The sequence below is a fragment of the Brevirhabdus sp. genome, from assembly GCF_052826345.1.
Genome location: NZ_JBRBUA010000056.1, coordinates 24,727 through 39,717, shown reverse-complemented (window position 1 = coordinate 39,717; position 14,991 = coordinate 24,727). Strand labels below are relative to the sequence as shown.

The 14,991-nt window shown below is 65.9% G+C and carries 12 protein-coding genes; 5 read left to right on the top strand and 7 right to left on the bottom strand.

What is annotated here, in order from left to right; genetic code table 11:
• The 3 genes from ACU0BR_RS06815 to cysQ all read right to left on the bottom strand — a co-directional run.
• On the bottom strand, positions 1-1,106 hold a 1,106-nt coding region (locus ACU0BR_RS06815), incomplete at its 3' end, for a glycosyltransferase family 2 protein (protein WP_446156095.1).
• Positions 1,103-1,903 (bottom strand): 3-deoxy-manno-octulosonate cytidylyltransferase, encoded by an 801-nt coding sequence (locus ACU0BR_RS06810; RefSeq protein ID WP_446156094.1) that lies wholly within the window; start codon positions 1,901-1,903, stop codon positions 1,103-1,105. The genes ACU0BR_RS06815 and ACU0BR_RS06810, both read right to left, overlap by 4 nt.
• Positions 1,904-1,906: 3 nt before the next feature.
• Complete coding sequence (gene cysQ / locus ACU0BR_RS06805; RefSeq protein ID WP_446156093.1) at positions 1,907-2,701, bottom strand: 3'(2'),5'-bisphosphate nucleotidase CysQ; 795 nt, start codon at positions 2,699-2,701, stop codon at positions 1,907-1,909.
• Positions 2,702-2,871: 170 nt separating this feature from the next.
• On the opposite strand from cysQ, the gene ACU0BR_RS06800 reads away from it, so the two are divergent.
• The gene (locus ACU0BR_RS06800; RefSeq protein WP_446156092.1) at positions 2,872-3,693 is read left to right on the top strand and encodes an ABC transporter permease; all 822 of its coding nucleotides are present in this window, start codon (positions 2,872-2,874) and stop codon (positions 3,691-3,693) included.
• 28 nt (positions 3,694-3,721) lie between these two features.
• Here the strand turns inward: ACU0BR_RS06800 and ACU0BR_RS06795 are convergent, their stop codons facing one another.
• Positions 3,722-4,342, bottom strand: coding sequence for an alpha-ketoglutarate-dependent dioxygenase AlkB family protein (locus ACU0BR_RS06795; RefSeq protein ID WP_446156091.1), 621 nt, complete (start codon positions 4,340-4,342; stop codon positions 3,722-3,724).
• Between the two features lie 184 nt (positions 4,343-4,526).
• Here ACU0BR_RS06795 and dnaK point away from each other — a divergent pair, with 184 nt between their 5' ends.
• The 3 genes from dnaK (at position 4,527) to radC (ending at position 8,484) form a co-directional block, all read left to right on the top strand.
• Positions 4,527-6,449: a molecular chaperone DnaK gene (gene dnaK / locus ACU0BR_RS06790; RefSeq protein ID WP_446156090.1), complete on the top strand. Its 1,923-nt coding sequence runs from the start codon at positions 4,527-4,529 to the stop codon at positions 6,447-6,449.
• A 69-nt stretch (positions 6,450-6,518) separates the two neighbouring features.
• A complete protein-coding gene (gene dnaJ / locus ACU0BR_RS06785) occupies positions 6,519-7,676 on the top strand; it encodes a molecular chaperone DnaJ (protein WP_446156089.1) in 1,158 nt (385 codons plus the stop codon).
• Between the two features lie 43 nt (positions 7,677-7,719).
• Positions 7,720-8,484, top strand: coding sequence for a RadC family protein (gene radC, locus ACU0BR_RS06780; protein ID WP_446156088.1), 765 nt, complete (start codon positions 7,720-7,722; stop codon positions 8,482-8,484).
• 34 nt (positions 8,485-8,518) lie between these two features.
• Here the strand turns inward: radC and ACU0BR_RS06775 are convergent, their stop codons facing one another.
• The 3 genes from ACU0BR_RS06775 to secA all read right to left on the bottom strand — a co-directional run bounded on the left by ACU0BR_RS06775 (position 8,519) and on the right by secA (position 13,821).
• Positions 8,519-10,126 carry a phosphate ABC transporter substrate-binding/OmpA family protein gene (locus ACU0BR_RS06775; RefSeq protein ID WP_446156087.1) on the bottom strand — a complete coding sequence of 536 codons (1,608 nt, stop codon included), beginning with the start codon at positions 10,124-10,126 and terminating at the stop codon, positions 8,519-8,521.
• Complete coding sequence (locus ACU0BR_RS06770) at positions 10,113-11,000, bottom strand: hypothetical protein (protein ID WP_446156086.1); 888 nt, start codon at positions 10,998-11,000, stop codon at positions 10,113-10,115. Before ACU0BR_RS06770 ends, ACU0BR_RS06775 begins: the two co-directional genes overlap by 14 nt.
• A gap of 100 nt (positions 11,001-11,100) precedes the next feature.
• Positions 11,101-13,821, bottom strand: coding sequence for a preprotein translocase subunit SecA (gene secA, locus ACU0BR_RS06765; protein ID WP_446156085.1), 2,721 nt, complete (start codon positions 13,819-13,821; stop codon positions 11,101-11,103).
• Between the two features lie 223 nt (positions 13,822-14,044).
• On the opposite strand from secA, the gene ACU0BR_RS06760 reads away from it, so the two are divergent.
• Complete coding sequence (locus ACU0BR_RS06760; protein WP_446156084.1) at positions 14,045-14,986, top strand: peptidylprolyl isomerase; 942 nt, start codon at positions 14,045-14,047, stop codon at positions 14,984-14,986.
• The last annotated feature ends 5 nt before the right edge of the window (positions 14,987-14,991 follow it).

Below are 14,991 nucleotides of genomic sequence, written 5' to 3'. Positions count from 1 at the left end.
GAAAGGGAATCGCGCCGCCAGCCGCGCCCGCTAATCACGCGGCTGCGCGCCGGATCGCCATGGGCCGCGAAGGGCAGCAACGGCGGGGCCTCGTCGCGGAATGTCGCCAGTGCGGCCGGGCGCTTCATGCCCTCGGCGATGCCGCGTTCAAGCGTCTCGAGCAGACGGTAACGCTCCGCCGAGGGGAGCCGGCCCGCCGCGGCGAGCGCATCGAGCCGGGCACGCTGTTCCGCCCGCAGACGCGCCAGCGCGGCGAGCGTGCGGCCCCCGTTGTGTCGTTGCAGATAAACCGCCGCGCTGGCGCCGATGTCGAACAGCGTTCTTGGCACGCGGTCGGCGGTGCGCCGGGCACTGGCGGCAAAGCCGTGATGCACCACCGCCCCCGGCACGATCGCGACGGTGTGCCCCGCCTGCGCCAGCCGGTAGCACAGCTCGGTTTCATCGAGGTAGAAGTGGATCGCCTCGTCAAAGCCGCCCATGGCGCGCAGCACATCGGCGCGAAAGGCGCAGTTGGTGCCCTCCAGCTTGACCGCATCGCCTGGGGTGGCGGCGTGCAGGGTGGTGCGATCCTCGGGGACGGTGAAACAGCGGGCCTGCCCGGTGCCGTCGACCCGCCGCGCCCGCCACTGCCAGCTGATGCCGTTGCGCCCCAGCACGAAGCCCCCCGCCGCCGCGACCGCCCCGTTCGCGAATGGCGCGACCAGCCGTTCCAGCCAGGTCGGCTCGGGCACGGCATCGTCGTCGATGAACGCGATGACGTGGCCTGCCGAAAGCGCGATGCCGATGTTGCGCGCGGCGGAGATGTTCGGCCGGTCGAATTCGCGGTGCTTGGTGCCCTTCAACAGATCGCGGGCCGCCAGGGCGCGCAGCCCCGCCGCGTCGGCAACCACGATGACCTCGAACGGGCGGTGAAAGAGCGTCTTCAGCCCCGTGATGCAGCGGCACAGCAGATCCGGCCGACCCTGGCTGACGACGACCACGCTGGCCGTCAGCGGCGCCGTGGCGCGGTCGGCATCGGCATCGGCGGCCGCGGGCGCGCCTTTCGCGCCGCCATCGCGCCGCTGGGGCCCGGCCGCGGGCCCGGATGCGGGCCCCGGGCCGGTCATGGCATGTTCTGCTCGGCCATCATCGCCTCTATCCTCGGCACGTCCTGGGGGTTGTTCAGCTCCCAGAACTGGCGTCCGCGCGCGTCCACCTCGACACAGAGCACCGGGCGACCCTGTTCGAGGAAACGCAGCTGCTCCAGCCCTTCCAGTGCCTCCAGCGGGCCGGGGGCCCAGCTTGCATAGGCTTCCAGCGCGGCGGGCCGGTAGGCATAGACCCCGACGTGATGGTAGACCGGCGTGGGGGCCATGGCGTCATAGGTATCGGCGGTGAAGGGGATGACCTCCTTCGAGAAATAGAGGGCCCGCCCGCGGCTGTCGAACACCGCCGTGGTTCCGCCGACGCGGCCCGCCTTGCGGTCTTGCAGAAACCCGTTCAGCGCCCGGCCGTCGCAGCGCAAAACCGGCGTGGCCAGCGCCGCGTCCGCATCGCCGTGCATCGCGGCGATCAGATCCTCGACGAACCACGCGGGCGTCAGGGGGGCGTCGCCTTGCAGGTTCACCACGATGTCATAGCCGCCCCCCAGCACCGCATGGGCCTGCGCACAGCGTTCGGTGCCGTTCGCGCAATCGGGCGAGGTCATCACCACCTCGGCGCCGAAGCCCTGTGCCGCGTCGCGGATGCGGTCGTCGTCGGTGGCCACGACCACCCGGTCCACGCCCGCCACACCCATCGCGGCATCCCAGGACCGCCGGATCAGCGTCCGCGCCGCGCCGCCCGCCCCGCGCAGCGCCACCAGCGGCTTGCCCGGATAGCGCGACGAGGCATAGCGCGCGGGAATGACGATCAGCACCGGCATGGCTCAGGCTTCCTTCAGCTCGACACCCGGCGCATGGGCGATGAAGAACGGGTTGGCATAGGCCGCCTTGCCATAGATCAGCGGCGTGTGATCGTCGAAGCGCACCACCTGCCCGCCCGCGCCCAGCAACACCGCGTGACCCGCGGCGGTGTCCCATTCCATCGTGCGGCCCAGGCGGGGGTAGAGATCGGCCTCTCCGCTGGCGACAAGGCAGAATTTCAGCGACGACCCGGCGCTTTTGCTGTCCTTCACCGCGTATTTCCCGATGTAATCGTCGGTCGACTGGTCGCGGTGGCTTTTCGAGGCCACCACCATCAGCGCAGTGTTGTCCGGCTCTGCCACGCGCAGCGGGGTCAACGTGCCGCGCGCTTCGGTGAAGGGCCCCTGCTCCTCGACGGAGGAGCCGTCGGCGAGCGTGTAGAACAGCCGCTCGCGCGCCGGGGCGTAGACCACGCCCCGCACCGGCAGCCCGTCCTTGACGAAGGCGATATTCACGGTGAAATCGCCGCGACGGTTCACGAATTCCTTGGTGCCGTCCAGCGGGTCAACGATGAAGAAGGAGCTGTCGGTTTGCTCATGCGTGGCGGCCTGTTCCTCGGTGACGATCAGGACATCGGGAAAGGCCTCGCGCAGACCGGCGGAGATGATCGCGTCGGCGGCCTCATCGGCGGCGGTCACCGGGCTGTCGTCGGATTTGGCGCGCACCTCGAAATCGTCCGATCGGTAGATCTCCATGATTTTTTCACCCGCCTCCAATGCCAGCTTGCGAAAGACCTCGATCATATTCTGATATACCATAATCCGCTCCGATCCCGCGATGGCCCTCAAACGGCCACAATATTGAAAAATTTCTGTTGTTCTCTTATGGTGCGCGCATGTGGAAACGGCAAGTTCCGCATCCGAACTCCGGCAGGTGAATGACCGGGGATCACGACGGCACAACGTCATTAGGGGAACAGGCAAAAGCGATGTTTACCACGGGACGACCAAAAACGCTGATCGGGTCGGCCTTTGTCACGCTGACCCTGATCTTCGAGGCCGCGGTACGCGAACAGCGCAAGGGCCACAGCAACGCGCTTTACGGGTTGCTGTTGAACGTGGCGACGACGATCGCCTTCGTGCTGGCGTTTCAGTTCATGTTTTCCGTCATGGGGCTGAAATCCGTGCCGCTGCGAGGGGATTTCCTGCTGTTCATGCTGAGCGGCGTTTTCCTGTTCCTGACGCATACGAAGGCGCTGGGGGCGGTGGCCAGCGCGGAGGGCCCGACCTCTGCGATGATGATGCACGGGCCGATGAACACGGTCGTGTCGATCACCGGCGCGGCGCTGGGGTCGCTTTACACGCAGGTGCTGACGATCTTTCTGATCCTGTTCATGTACCACGTCGCCGTCAAACCCGTGGTGATCGAGGATCCGGCGGCGGCTTTCGGCATGATGCTGCTGGCCTGGTTTTCGGGCTGCGCGATCGGGCTGGTGTTCATGGCGCTCAGCCCCTGGGCGCCCAATGCCTTCGGACTGATCAAGACGATCTACCAGCGCGCGAACATGATCGCGTCGGGCAAGATGTTCGTGGCGAACGCGCTGCCGCCGACGATGCTCAGCATGTTTTCGTGGAACCCGCTGTTTCACACCATAGACCAGGCGCGCGGGCATGTGTTCATCAACTATTTTCCGCACAAGACCAGCGCGCTCTATCCCGTATATTTCTCGCTGACGTTTCTGATGCTGGGCCTGATGATCGAATTCTTCACCCGCAGACACGCCTCGCTCAGCTGGAAGGCGGGGCGCTAGGCCGCCTGCGACCCCCACCACGGGCGCCTCAGCGCACGACGCGCAGCGTGACGTTGATGCGCCCGCCCTGTTCCAGCAGCGGGGAGGAGCCGAACCTGATCCGGTCCACCCCGTGATAGGTCAGACGTGCCGCGCCGCCCATCACCACCACGTCGCCCGAGCGCAACCAAAGCGATTGCGTCTTGCCGCCGCGCGTGGTGTTGCCGATGCGAAAAAGCCCCTCGTCGCCCAAGGAGATCGAGACCACGGGAAATTCGAAATCGGCCTCGTCCTTGTCCTGATGCATGCCCATGCGCGCGCCTTCGCCGTAATAATTGATCAGGCAGCAGTCGGGCGCGCGCGCCACCCCCGACACCGTCCGCCACACGTCGAGGACGCGCGACGGAATGGGCGGCCAGGGCGTGCCCTGCGGATGTGTGTCGGTGTAGCGGTATCCGCTCTTGTCGGCGAACCAGCCCGCCGTACCGGCCGAGGTCATGCGCACCGACATCGGCTTGCCATAGGGCGTCTGGGGCGAGAAGAACGGCGCCCGCCGGGCCACCTCGCGCAGGTCGGCGACCATGGCCCGCTGGCCTTCAACATCGAGAAAGCGTTCATATATCTTGAATTCGCGTAGGATGAGGCCGGGTGTGGCCGTGCTGTGTATCATGTGCGCCCCGCTGACCGATTTTTCCTGAGCTTCCCTGCGTCCGGCGGCTTGCAGGGCCTATACCGCCCACATATATACCCACCGGAAAGTGATCGGGGCCAGAGGCCTCGATCTTGGGATTGGGGCCTTGGTGCCGGAATGGGCCTTGGCCCCTCAACATCGCCAAAGAGAGGACTGAGCAAACATGGCTAAAGTCATTGGAATTGACCTGGGTACGACGAACTCCTGCGTCGCGATCATGGACGGCGCACAGCCGCGGGTAATCAAAAACTCCGAAGGGGCACGCACGACGCCCTCCATCGTCGGCTACACCGACGACGAACGACTGGTCGGCCAGCCCGCCAAACGGCAGGCCGTGACCAACCCCGACAACACCGTCTTCGCCGTCAAGCGCCTGATCGGCCGTCGCTTCGACGATCCCGATATCGCCAAGGACAAGAAGAACCTGCCCTATGAGGTCGTGGACGGCGGCAATGGCGATGCCTGGGTCAAGGTCCACGGCGAGAAGTTCTCCCCCGCGCAGGTGTCGGCGCTGATCCTCCAGAAGATGAAGGAAACGGCCGAATCCTATCTGGGCGAGGACGTCGCCCAGGCCGTCATCACCGTGCCCGCCTACTTCAACGACGCCCAGCGTCAGGCGACCAAGGACGCCGGCAAGATCGCGGGCCTCGAGGTGCTGCGCATCATCAACGAGCCGACCGCGGCCGCGCTGGCCTATGGCCTCGATCGCAAGGAGACCAAGACGATCGCGGTCTATGACCTCGGCGGCGGTACGTTCGACATCACGATTCTTGAAATCGACGACGGCCTGTTCGAGGTCAAGTCGACGAACGGCGACACCTTCCTGGGTGGCGAAGATTTCGACATGCGGATCGTCAACTACCTGGCGGACGAATTCAAGAAGGAGAACGGCGTCGACCTGACGAAGGACAAGATGGCGCTGCAGCGGCTGAAGGAAGCTGCCGAAAAGGCCAAGATCGAACTGTCGTCCTCCTCGCAGACCGAGATCAATCAGCCGTTCATCTCGATGGACCCCAAGGGCGGCCAGCCGCTGCACCTGGTGATGAAGCTGACGCGCGCCAAGCTGGAAAGCCTGGTGGGCGATCTGATCAAGCAGTCGATCAAACCCTGCAAGGACGCTCTGAAGGATGCGGGCCTTTCGACCTCCGACATCGACGAGATCGTGTTGGTCGGCGGCATGACCCGTATGCCCAAGGTCGTCGAAGAAGTGACGAAGTTCTTCGGGAAAGAGCCCAACAAGGGCGTGAACCCCGATGAGGTCGTCGCGATGGGCGCCGCCATTCAGGCCGGCGTGCTGCAAGGCGACGTCAAGGATGTGGTGCTGCTCGATGTGACGCCGCTGAGCCTTGGCATCGAGACGCTGGGCGGCGTGTTCACCCGGCTGATCGACCGCAACACCACGATCCCGACCAAGAAGAGCCAGGTCTTCTCGACCGCCGAGGACAACCAGAACGCCGTGACGATCCGGGTGTTCCAGGGCGAGCGCGAGATGGCTGCGGACAACAAGATGCTCGGCCAGTTCAACCTGGAGAACATCCCCCCCGCGCCGCGCGGCATGCCCCAGATCGAGGTGACCTTCGACATCGACGCCAACGGCATCGTGTCCGTGTCGGCCAAGGACAAGGGCACCGGCAAGGAGCAGAAGATCACGATCCAGGCATCGGGCGGCCTGTCCGACGACGAGATCGAAAAGATGGTCAAGGAGGCCGAGGCCAACGCGGATGCCGACAAGGAACGCCGCGAACTGGTCGAAGCGCGCAACCAGGCCGAAAGCCTGATCCACTCCACCGAGAAATCGGTTGAGGAGCACTCCGACAAGGTCGACCCGACCACCGTCGAGGCGATCGAACTGGCCATCGCGGCGCTGAAGGACCAGCTTGAGACCGACGACGCGTCGAAGATCAAGTCGGGCATCCAGAACGTGACCGAAGCTGCGATGAAGCTGGGCGAGGCGATTTACAAGGCGCAGGCCGAGCAGGGCGAGGGCGAATCCGCCGAGGCGGACGAAACCGGCGGCGGCCAAAGTGCCGACGACGACATCGTCGATGCCGACTTCGAGGATCTGGACGACAACAAGCGGGCTTGATCCGTCAATCCTAACCCCGAGGCCGGCCCTGTTTTCGGGGCCGGTCTTCGTGTTTGAGGGGAAGCCACGATGGCAAAACGCGACTACTACGATGTCCTTGGAGTCGCTCGCGGGGCGTCGGACGCCGATATCAAGAAGGCGTATCGCCAAAAGGCGAAAGAGCATCATCCCGACCGCAACGCGGGCAAATCCGATTCCGAGGCGAAGTTCAAAGAGGTCAACGAGGCTTACGACGCGCTCAAGGACCCGGAGAAGAAAGCCGCCTACGACCGTTTCGGCCATGCCGCCTTCGAAGGGGGCACCGGCGCCAGCGCGGGCGCGCGCGGCGGACAGCGGGCCTACGGCGGCGGCGATTTCGCCAGCGCCTTTTCCGACGTCTTCGACGATCTGTTCGGCGATTTTGCAGGACAGCGCGGCGGCGGCGGCGGGCAGCCCCGCGCCACCCGCGGCTCGGATCTGCGCTACAACATGCGCGTCACGCTCGAAGAAGCCTTCGCCGGCGCGCAGAAGACGATCAACGTGCCCACCTCGGTTCAGTGCGAGGTCTGCTCGGGCACCGGGGCCGAGGGCGGCGCCGAACCGACCACCTGCCCGACCTGTTCGGGTATGGGCAAGGTTCGCGCGCAACAGGGGTTTTTCACGGTCGAGCGCACCTGTCCCACCTGCGGCGGAATGGGCCAGATCATCAAGACCCCCTGCCGCAACTGCGGCGGCGCGGGGCGCGTCGAGAAAGAGCGCGCGCTGAACGTCAACATCCCCGCGGGGGTGGAGACCGGCACGCGTATCCGCCTGGGCGGAGAGGGCGAGGCGGGCCTGCGCGGCGGGCCGTCGGGCGATCTCTACATCTTCATCGACGTCAAGGAACACGGGCTGTTCCAGCGCGACAGCGAGAACCTTTTCTGCCGCGTCCCCGTCGCCATGAGCACCGCCGCCATGGGCGGTGAAATCGAGGTGCCCACGATCGACGGCGGCCGCAGCCGCGTCAAGATCCCCGAGGGCAGCCAGTCGGGCCGCCAGATGCGCCTGCGCGGCAAGGGCATGCCCGCCCTGCGCGGCGGCCAGCGCGGTGACATGTTCATCGAACTGGCCGTGGAAACGCCCGTCAATCTGACCGCCCGCCAAAAGGAGCTGCTGCGCGAATTCGCGGAGCTGAGCGAGAACAACAACCCCGAAGGGTCGAGCTTCTTCGGCAAGGTGAAACGCTTCTGGGATGAGATGAAGGGCTGACGCCTTAACCCTTGATTCACACTGTTGCGCGAGGGTCGGGACCATGTCCCGGCCCTTTTCCTTTTCCGATGCCGCGCCCTCGCTTTTTGCCAGCGAGGAAGCCGCCCCCGTGGCAATCCCCGAGGGGCGGCTGCCCAGCTATATCCGCGACCACCGCGCGCGGCTGCGCGCGCGCTTCATGGCCGATGGCGGCGCGGCCATGCCCGATTACGAGCTGCTGGAGCTGATCCTGTTCGGCGCTGTGCCCCGACAGGACATGAAACCGCTGGCGCGGCAGCTGCTGGACAGTTTCGGCGACATCAACGCGGTGCTTTCGGCCCCGCCTGCCCGGCTCAAGGCCGTCAAGGGCGCGGGCGATGCGGTGGTGCTGCACCTGAAGGTGGTGAAAGCCGCGGCGCACCGGCTGGCGCGGGCGCGGGTGATCGGCCGTCCGGTGCTGTCCAGCTGGGACGCGCTGCTGGATTTCTGTCACACCACCATGGCCCACCGGGAGACGGAACAGTTTCGCATCCTCTTTCTGGACCGCAAGAACGTGCTGATCGCGGATGAGGAACAGGCGCGCGGCACTGTGGATCATGTTCCCGTCTACCCGCGCGAGGTCGCCAAGCGCGCGCTGGAACTCAACGCCTCGGCGCTGATCCTGGTGCACAACCACCCGTCGGGCGATCCCACCCCCTCGCAGGCCGATATCACGATGACGCAGCAGATCCAGCAGGCGCTGACGGCCCTGTCGGTAACGCTGCACGATCATCTGGTGATCGGGCGCGAATGCGAAATCAGTTTTCGCAGCGAGGGGCTGATCCGATGACCCGCGCGCACGCCTGCGTCGGCAGCCCGCGCGCTCAGCGCACCCAGACCTCGACCCGGCGGTTCACGCGCCGCCCCCAGGCGTTTTCATCGCAGGCCAGCGGCTGCGCCTCGCCGAAGCCGTCGACGCTCAGCTTGACGGCCATGGACCCGGCATCCGGGGCGCGCTCCAGCACCGCGGCGCGCGCGGCCTCGGCGCGGCGCAGCGAAATGGCCTTGTTCGCACTGGCGGGGCCGCTGCCGTCGCTGAAGCCCAGGAACAGGACCTCGCGCCCTGCGAAGGCGCCGGTCTCCAGCGCGCGCGCCAGGCGGTCGACGTTGCCCTGCGACTGGGTGTCCAGCGCAGTGGACCCGCCGTCGAAGCGGAAGGTCGCGGAAAGCCGTTCCGCCCCCGAAAGCGTGTCTATCAGGCGCTTCAACTCGGGCAGCCGCACCTCGTCGCCCGCGCTCAGGATAGCGTTCGCCAGCCGGTCGCCCTGCTGGCGCAGCGGGATCCTGTCGAATTCCTGATTGACGAACCCGGCGCGGCCAATGATGACCTGCGCCGCCGGACGGTTCAGGAACGCCAGGAATTCGCGCGCCATCAACGGCAGGCGCCGCGCCGGGGCGTAAATCAGGATCGGGCGCGTCAGCGGGTAGTCGTCGCTTTTCAGCGCGCTGACGCCGGGTGTGATCGCGGCATTGCAACTGCCTGCAAGGGCCAGCGCCTCGGCATTGCCCAGCTCCGACCAGCTGGAAATACCTATGGCGCGCGGATCGCGGGCCACCGCATCGACCAGTTCGGCCGCGTCGGGGTGTTCCACCACCGCGCCGGCCACCTGCCGCACCACCGCGCGTTGCAGGACCCGGCGGTCGAAATACTGGCGCAGCCCGGTCCGGGGCTGTGTCAGATGCAGCGCGATCGGACCGGGTGCGCCGCCCAGGTCCGCCCAATCCGTGATCTCGCCCGCGAAAACCCGCGCGAGCGTTTCCAGATCGATCTGGCGCAGCGGGTTGTCGGGTGCCACGACCGGCACCAACGCGTCCAGCGCGAGCACGCGGGCGCGGCCCGGCCTGCGCAGATCGCCCTGTCCGGCCTCATCGGCGACCTCGGCCTCTTCGTTGGTGATCTCGCGATCCGATATCGCCAGGTCCGCCTCCTGCGCGATCAGATCGGCGAAACCTTCATCGGCGTCGCTGAGGGTCAGCGTGATCGCGGCTTGCTCCCGGCCGGTGGCGGGATCTTGCAGCAGAAAGGTTGAGCGGCGGTCATCGGTGATGTCGCGCACCACCGACAGGCCGCGCGCGGCGGCGAAGGCTTCCAGAAGGACCGGCATCACCACCTGCCCCGCCGCCGCCGCCCCCGAGATCGAGAACTCGGCGACAAATGCATCGGGGTCGGGGCAGCCCTCGCCGGTGCAGATCACCCCCTGCCCGTCCAGCGTCAGCGCGCCGTAGACGGTATCCACCCGGTAGAACGCCCCGTCATAGGACAGCAGCGTGCCGCTGATCTCGACCGAGCCGTCCCGAGAGGTCAGCACCACATCCTGCGCGGCCACAGCACCCGGCAGCCACGCCGCCGACAACAGCGCCGTCCCGAACGCGAGGTGCCGCCCCCCCGCGCGTGCGGTCCTCATCCATTGCAGCGGGTCAATATCGGGCAATCTTCAGATCCGGCAGCGCGTTCTTCAACAGCAGACGGGAGCCCGCCGCCCGGCAATCGGGATGCAGGCGGAAATCGCGGCGGCGGGGCGCGCTGCCCGCGACCACGGAAATCACGCTGGCGGGCCAGTGGCGCGCGCAGTTGGCGGCGGTGATGTCGCCTTGCAGGCTCAACCGGGCGGTGCCGGCGTCGCGGCGGACGGAATAGACCTGCAACGGGGGCACCGTGCCGCCGACCAGTCGCATCGAGCCGCCGTCGCCGCGCAGCGTCTGTTGCAGGCTTCTGGGATTGCCCGCCCAGATGTGGCGCGGCTGCTCGTTGAAGCGCGCGGGCTCGCGCACATGCAGCGCAAGGCCGGTGTCGTCGGAGGCCAGCAGGACGACACGGTCGAATTCAGCCACGTCGCTGACACGCACCGACTTTTGCAGGGTGCTGCCGTCGGCGAATTCGACCCGCAGCGCGACCTGTCCCGACAAGGCGGGCAGGTCCAGTACCAGACTGCCGATGGAATCGATCCGGGCGGAAAGCGTCAGCGCGCCCTGAACCAGCGTGACGGCTTCGCCCGAGTGACACGGCGAAAGCAGGCGTATGCGGACCATCGCCCCGCGCAGCGCGGCAAGGGTGAACTTGGGCGCGCAAGGCAGGCCGAACGCATCGAGCGTCGGCTCCGCCAACTGCCCCGTCCGGTCCTGCGCCGCGGAGGCAGAGAAATCCTTGGCGTAATCCAACGGAGCCAGGGGCAGGGCGCTGACGGGCGTTCCCGCGGGGTCCCGCGGCAGGGTATCCTGTTGCGCCAGCGAAAGCTGGGCGCCAAGGCCCAGACCGAAAGCGGTCAGGACGAGAATACGGGCGAAAAAGAACCTGAAAAGCGACATTTCTGCTCCGGCGCGTCTGAGGCGCGATTGAGCGGACTATGCCGGAATCCCGGGCCGGTGAAAAGCCGCCCCGAGCACGCGTTGCAGAATTGCAGCAGCCTCAGGCGAGGCTGCCGTGGCAATGTTTGAACTTCTTGCCCGACCCGCAGGGGCAGGCCTCGTTGCGCGCCGGGTTGCCCCAGGTGGAACGGTCGGTTTCGTCGAAGCCGTCCCGCGCGGCGGCCGCCCCGGAGGATACCGTGGCCATCTGCGCCGCCTCGCCCGAGGCCTTGTCACCGGCGGTTTCCAGCGCCTTTTGCTGATCCATGATCTGCGCCAGCATCTGGCGTTGCTCTTCTTCGCTGAGCGGGCGCACCTTGGACAGTTTTTCGGTCACATCGGCGCGCAGCCCGTCAAGCAGGCCCTCGAACAGCTGGAAGCTTTCGTTCTTGTATTCGCTCAGCGGGTCGCGCTGCGCATATCCCCGGAAGCCCACGACCGAACGCAGATGCTCCAGCGTGACCAGATGCTCGCGCCACTTGGCGTCGATGGTCTGCAACAACACCTGTTTCTCGATATTGCGCATCGCCTCCTCGCCGAAGCTTTCGGTCTTCTGCTGCATCAGATCGTCGGACATCTGGTACAGACGCTCGCGAATCTCGGCGTCGTCCACACCGTCTTCGTCACTCCAGGCGGGGATGGGCGCATCGACGCCCAGCTTGTCGGCGAGCGCCGCTTGCAGCCCGTCCACATCCCATTGATCGACATAGGACTTCTGCGGGATATGGGCGTCGACCAGATCGTCGATCACTTGATGGCGCATGTCGCGCGTGATCTCGTTCACATCCTCGGAACGCATGATCTCCAGCCGCTGGCCGAAGATCGCCTTGCGCTGGTCGTTCATCACATCGTCGAATTTCAGCAGCTGCTTGCGAATGTCGAAGTTGCGCCCCTCGACCTTGGCCTGCGCCTTTTCCAGCGATTTGTTGACCCAGGGGTGAATGATCGCCTCGCCTTCCTTCATGCCCAGCGAGGACAGCACCTTGTCCAGCCGCTCGGAGCCGAAGATGCGCATCAGATCGTCATCCAGCGACAGAAAGAAGGAGGAGCGGCCGGGATCCCCCTGACGACCGGACCGGCCGCGCAGCTGGTTATCGATACGGCGGCTTTCGTGGCGTTCGGTGGCCAGCACGAAAAGCCCGCCGGCCGCCTTGACGGCCTCCTCGTCGGCGGTGTGCTCCGCCTCGATGCGGCTGCGCACCTCGTCGGGGTTTGCGTCCGGGTCGGCTTCCAACGCCTCCATCACCTTGAAATCGACGTTGCCGCCAAGTTTGATGTCGGTGCCGCGGCCGGCCATGTTGGTGGCGATGGTGACCGCGCCCAGCTTGCCCGCATCCGCGACGATCTGGGCTTCCTGTTCATGCTGACGGGCGTTCAGCACGTTATGCGGGACGCCTGCCTCCTTCAGCTTGACCGACAGATATTCTGATTTGTCGATCGACGTGGTGCCGACGAGGATCGGCTGCCCCTTTTCGTTGGCTTCCTTGATCGTGCGCACGATGGCGTCGATCTTCTCGCCCGCGGTGCGGTAGACCTGATCGTGCTCATCCTTGCGCGCGATGGGGCGGTTGGTGGGCACTTCGACCACACCCAGCTTGTAGATTTCCTCGAATTCCTCGGCTTCGGTCGAGGCGGTGCCGGTCATGCCGCCCAGCTTGTCGTAGAGGCGGAAGTAGTTCTGGAAGGTGACCGAGGCCAGCGTGACGTTCTCGGGCTGGATGCTGACGCCTTCCTTGGCCTCGATCGCCTGGTGCAGGCCGTCCGACAGGCGGCGCCCGGACATCATGCGCCCGGTGAATTCGTCGATCAGCACGACCTCATCGTCGCGGACGATGTAGTCCTTGTCGCGCTTGAACAGCTTGTGGGCCCGCAGCGCCTGGGTGACATGGTGCACCAGCGTCGTCGACTCGGGATCGTAGAGCGACTGCCCCTCGGGCAGGATGCCCGCGCGCGACAATTCCTGCTCGATGAATTCGTTGCCCTCGTCGGTGTAGGTGACGTTGCGCGTCTTTTCGTCCAGCGTGAAATGCTCGTCGGAAACCGAAGGCACCAGCTTGTCCACCGTCTGGTAAAGCTCGCTGCGGTCCTGCGACGGGCCCGAGATGATCAGCGGCGTGCGCGCTTCGTCGATCAGGATCGAATCGACCTCGTCGACGATGGCGAAGAAATGATCGCGCTGGTTCATCTCATCGAGAGAGGAGCGCATGTTGTCGCGCAGATAATCGAACCCGAGCTCGTTGTTGGTGGCATAGGTCACATCGGCGGCATAGGCGTCTTTCTTTTCGCCGTCGGGCTGCTGCGGATAGACCACGCCCGTCGTCAGCCCCAGCGCGCCATAGACCTTGCTCATCCATTCCGCGTCGCGGCGGGCGAGGTAATCGTTGACGGTGACGATATGCACGCCGCGCCCTGTCAGCGCGTTCAGATAGGCCGGGAAGGTGGCAACGAGCGTCTTGCCCTCGCCCGTCTTCATCTCGGCGATGTTGCCCTGATGCAGGAAAATGCCGCCCATCAGCTGCACGTCGAAGGCCCGCAGCCCCAAGGCGCGATGCGCGCCTTCACGGCAATTTGCGAATGCCTCGGGCAGGATGTCGTCGAGGCTTTCGCCCCCGGCGACGCGCCGCTTGAATTCTTCTGTCTTCTCGATCAGGCCGGCGTCGCTCAGGGCTTGATATTCAGGCTCCAGCGCATTGATTTTCGCGACAATGGGGGCCGTGGACTTTACCTTGCGGTCGTTCGTCGTGCCGAACACCTTCTTCGCGATGGTTCCCAGTCCCAGCATGGTTGTCTGCTCTCCGATAATGCGCCGCTCAGGCCGACCTGAAAGGTTCTTGCCACCCGGCGCCTTGTCCCCGCTCGCTTGACCGCATAGATCGGCTACGAGACAGAAAATCGCCTCTGTGACCCTCCGGCACATAAGGGGCGGCTTTCTGAGTGTCAACTTGGCCCGTTTCGGCTGGCCATCGCTCAGGGCACCCTGCCCGCGATGCAACAAGGAGTTCTCCATGATCTTGACCAATCGCTTCACCGCGCTGTCCGCAGCGCTGCTGCTGGGTTTCCCGGCCATCGCGCAGGAGAGTAGCACCGCCACCACCGCGCCCGCGCCGACCCCCGAGGCCGGCGCCGGCGCCGACAGCGCTGCTACAGCCAAGACCGATACGGCCAAGACAGCCTCCGCCGACCCGGCCACCGTCATGGCGACCGTCAACGGCACCGACATCACGCTGGGCCACATGATCGCCCTGCGCGACCGCCTGCCCCAGCAGTACCAGTCCCTGCCCGACGAGGTGCTGTTCAAGGCGCTTCTGGATCAGCTGATCCAGCAGACCGCGCTTATCGACACCACGCCCGGCGCCGACAGCAAGCGGCTCCAGCTGACGGTCGAGAACGAGGTTCGCGCCCTCAAGGCCGACGCCGCGCTGCAACAGAAGCTGGCCGAGAAGCTGACCGACGAAAAGCTGAAGGCCGCCTATGACGAGCAGGTCGCCAACGCAGAGCCCACGACCGAGTGGAACGCCTCGCACATCCTGGTCAAGACCGAGGACGAGGCGAAGCAGATCGTGAAGGATCTGGAAGGCGGCGCGGATTTCGCCACGCTCGCCAAGGAAAAATCCACCGGCCCCTCCGGCCCCAACGGCGGAGAGCTGGGCTGGTTCAGCAAGGGCCAGATGGTGCCCGAGTTCGAAGCCGCCGTCGAAGGCATGAAGCCCGGCGCGATTTCCGCGCCCGTGCAGACCCAGTTCGGCTGGCATGTGGTCAAGCTGAACGAAACCCGCACCGCCGAAACCCCCCCGTTTGACGCCGTGCGCGACCAGCTGGAACAGGCATTGGCACAGAAGGAAACGCAGGCGATAATGCAAGAGGCCACCGCAGCGGCGGATGTAACGCGGCCCGAAACCGATATCGCGCCGGGCACCATCAGCCAGTCCGACCTGCTGGACAAGTAAGATCT

Excerpts from the sequence above, each read along its gene's own strand:
- ACU0BR_RS06770 (WP_446156086.1), bottom strand. The coding sequence starts at position 11,000 with ATGTCGCTTTTCAGGTTCTTTTTCGCCCGTATTCTCGTCCTGACCGCT.
- dnaJ (WP_446156089.1), top strand. The coding sequence starts at position 6,519 with ATGGCAAAACGCGACTACTACGATGTCCTTGGAGTCGCTCGCGGGGCG.
- ACU0BR_RS06810 (WP_446156094.1), bottom strand. The coding sequence starts at position 1,903 with ATGCCGGTGCTGATCGTCATTCCCGCGCGCTATGCCTCGTCGCGCTAT.
- ACU0BR_RS06800 (WP_446156092.1), top strand. The coding sequence starts at position 2,872 with ATGTTTACCACGGGACGACCAAAAACGCTGATCGGGTCGGCCTTTGTC.
- ACU0BR_RS06760 (WP_446156084.1), top strand. The coding sequence starts at position 14,045 with ATGATCTTGACCAATCGCTTCACCGCGCTGTCCGCAGCGCTGCTGCTG.
- ACU0BR_RS06795 (WP_446156091.1), bottom strand. The coding sequence starts at position 4,342 with ATGATACACAGCACGGCCACACCCGGCCTCATCCTACGCGAATTCAAG.
- cysQ (WP_446156093.1), bottom strand. The coding sequence starts at position 2,701 with ATGGTATATCAGAATATGATCGAGGTCTTTCGCAAGCTGGCATTGGAG.
- secA (WP_446156085.1), bottom strand. The coding sequence starts at position 13,821 with ATGCTGGGACTGGGAACCATCGCGAAGAAGGTGTTCGGCACGACGAAC.
- dnaK (WP_446156090.1), top strand. The coding sequence starts at position 4,527 with ATGGCTAAAGTCATTGGAATTGACCTGGGTACGACGAACTCCTGCGTC.
- radC (WP_446156088.1), top strand. The coding sequence starts at position 7,720 with ATGTCCCGGCCCTTTTCCTTTTCCGATGCCGCGCCCTCGCTTTTTGCC.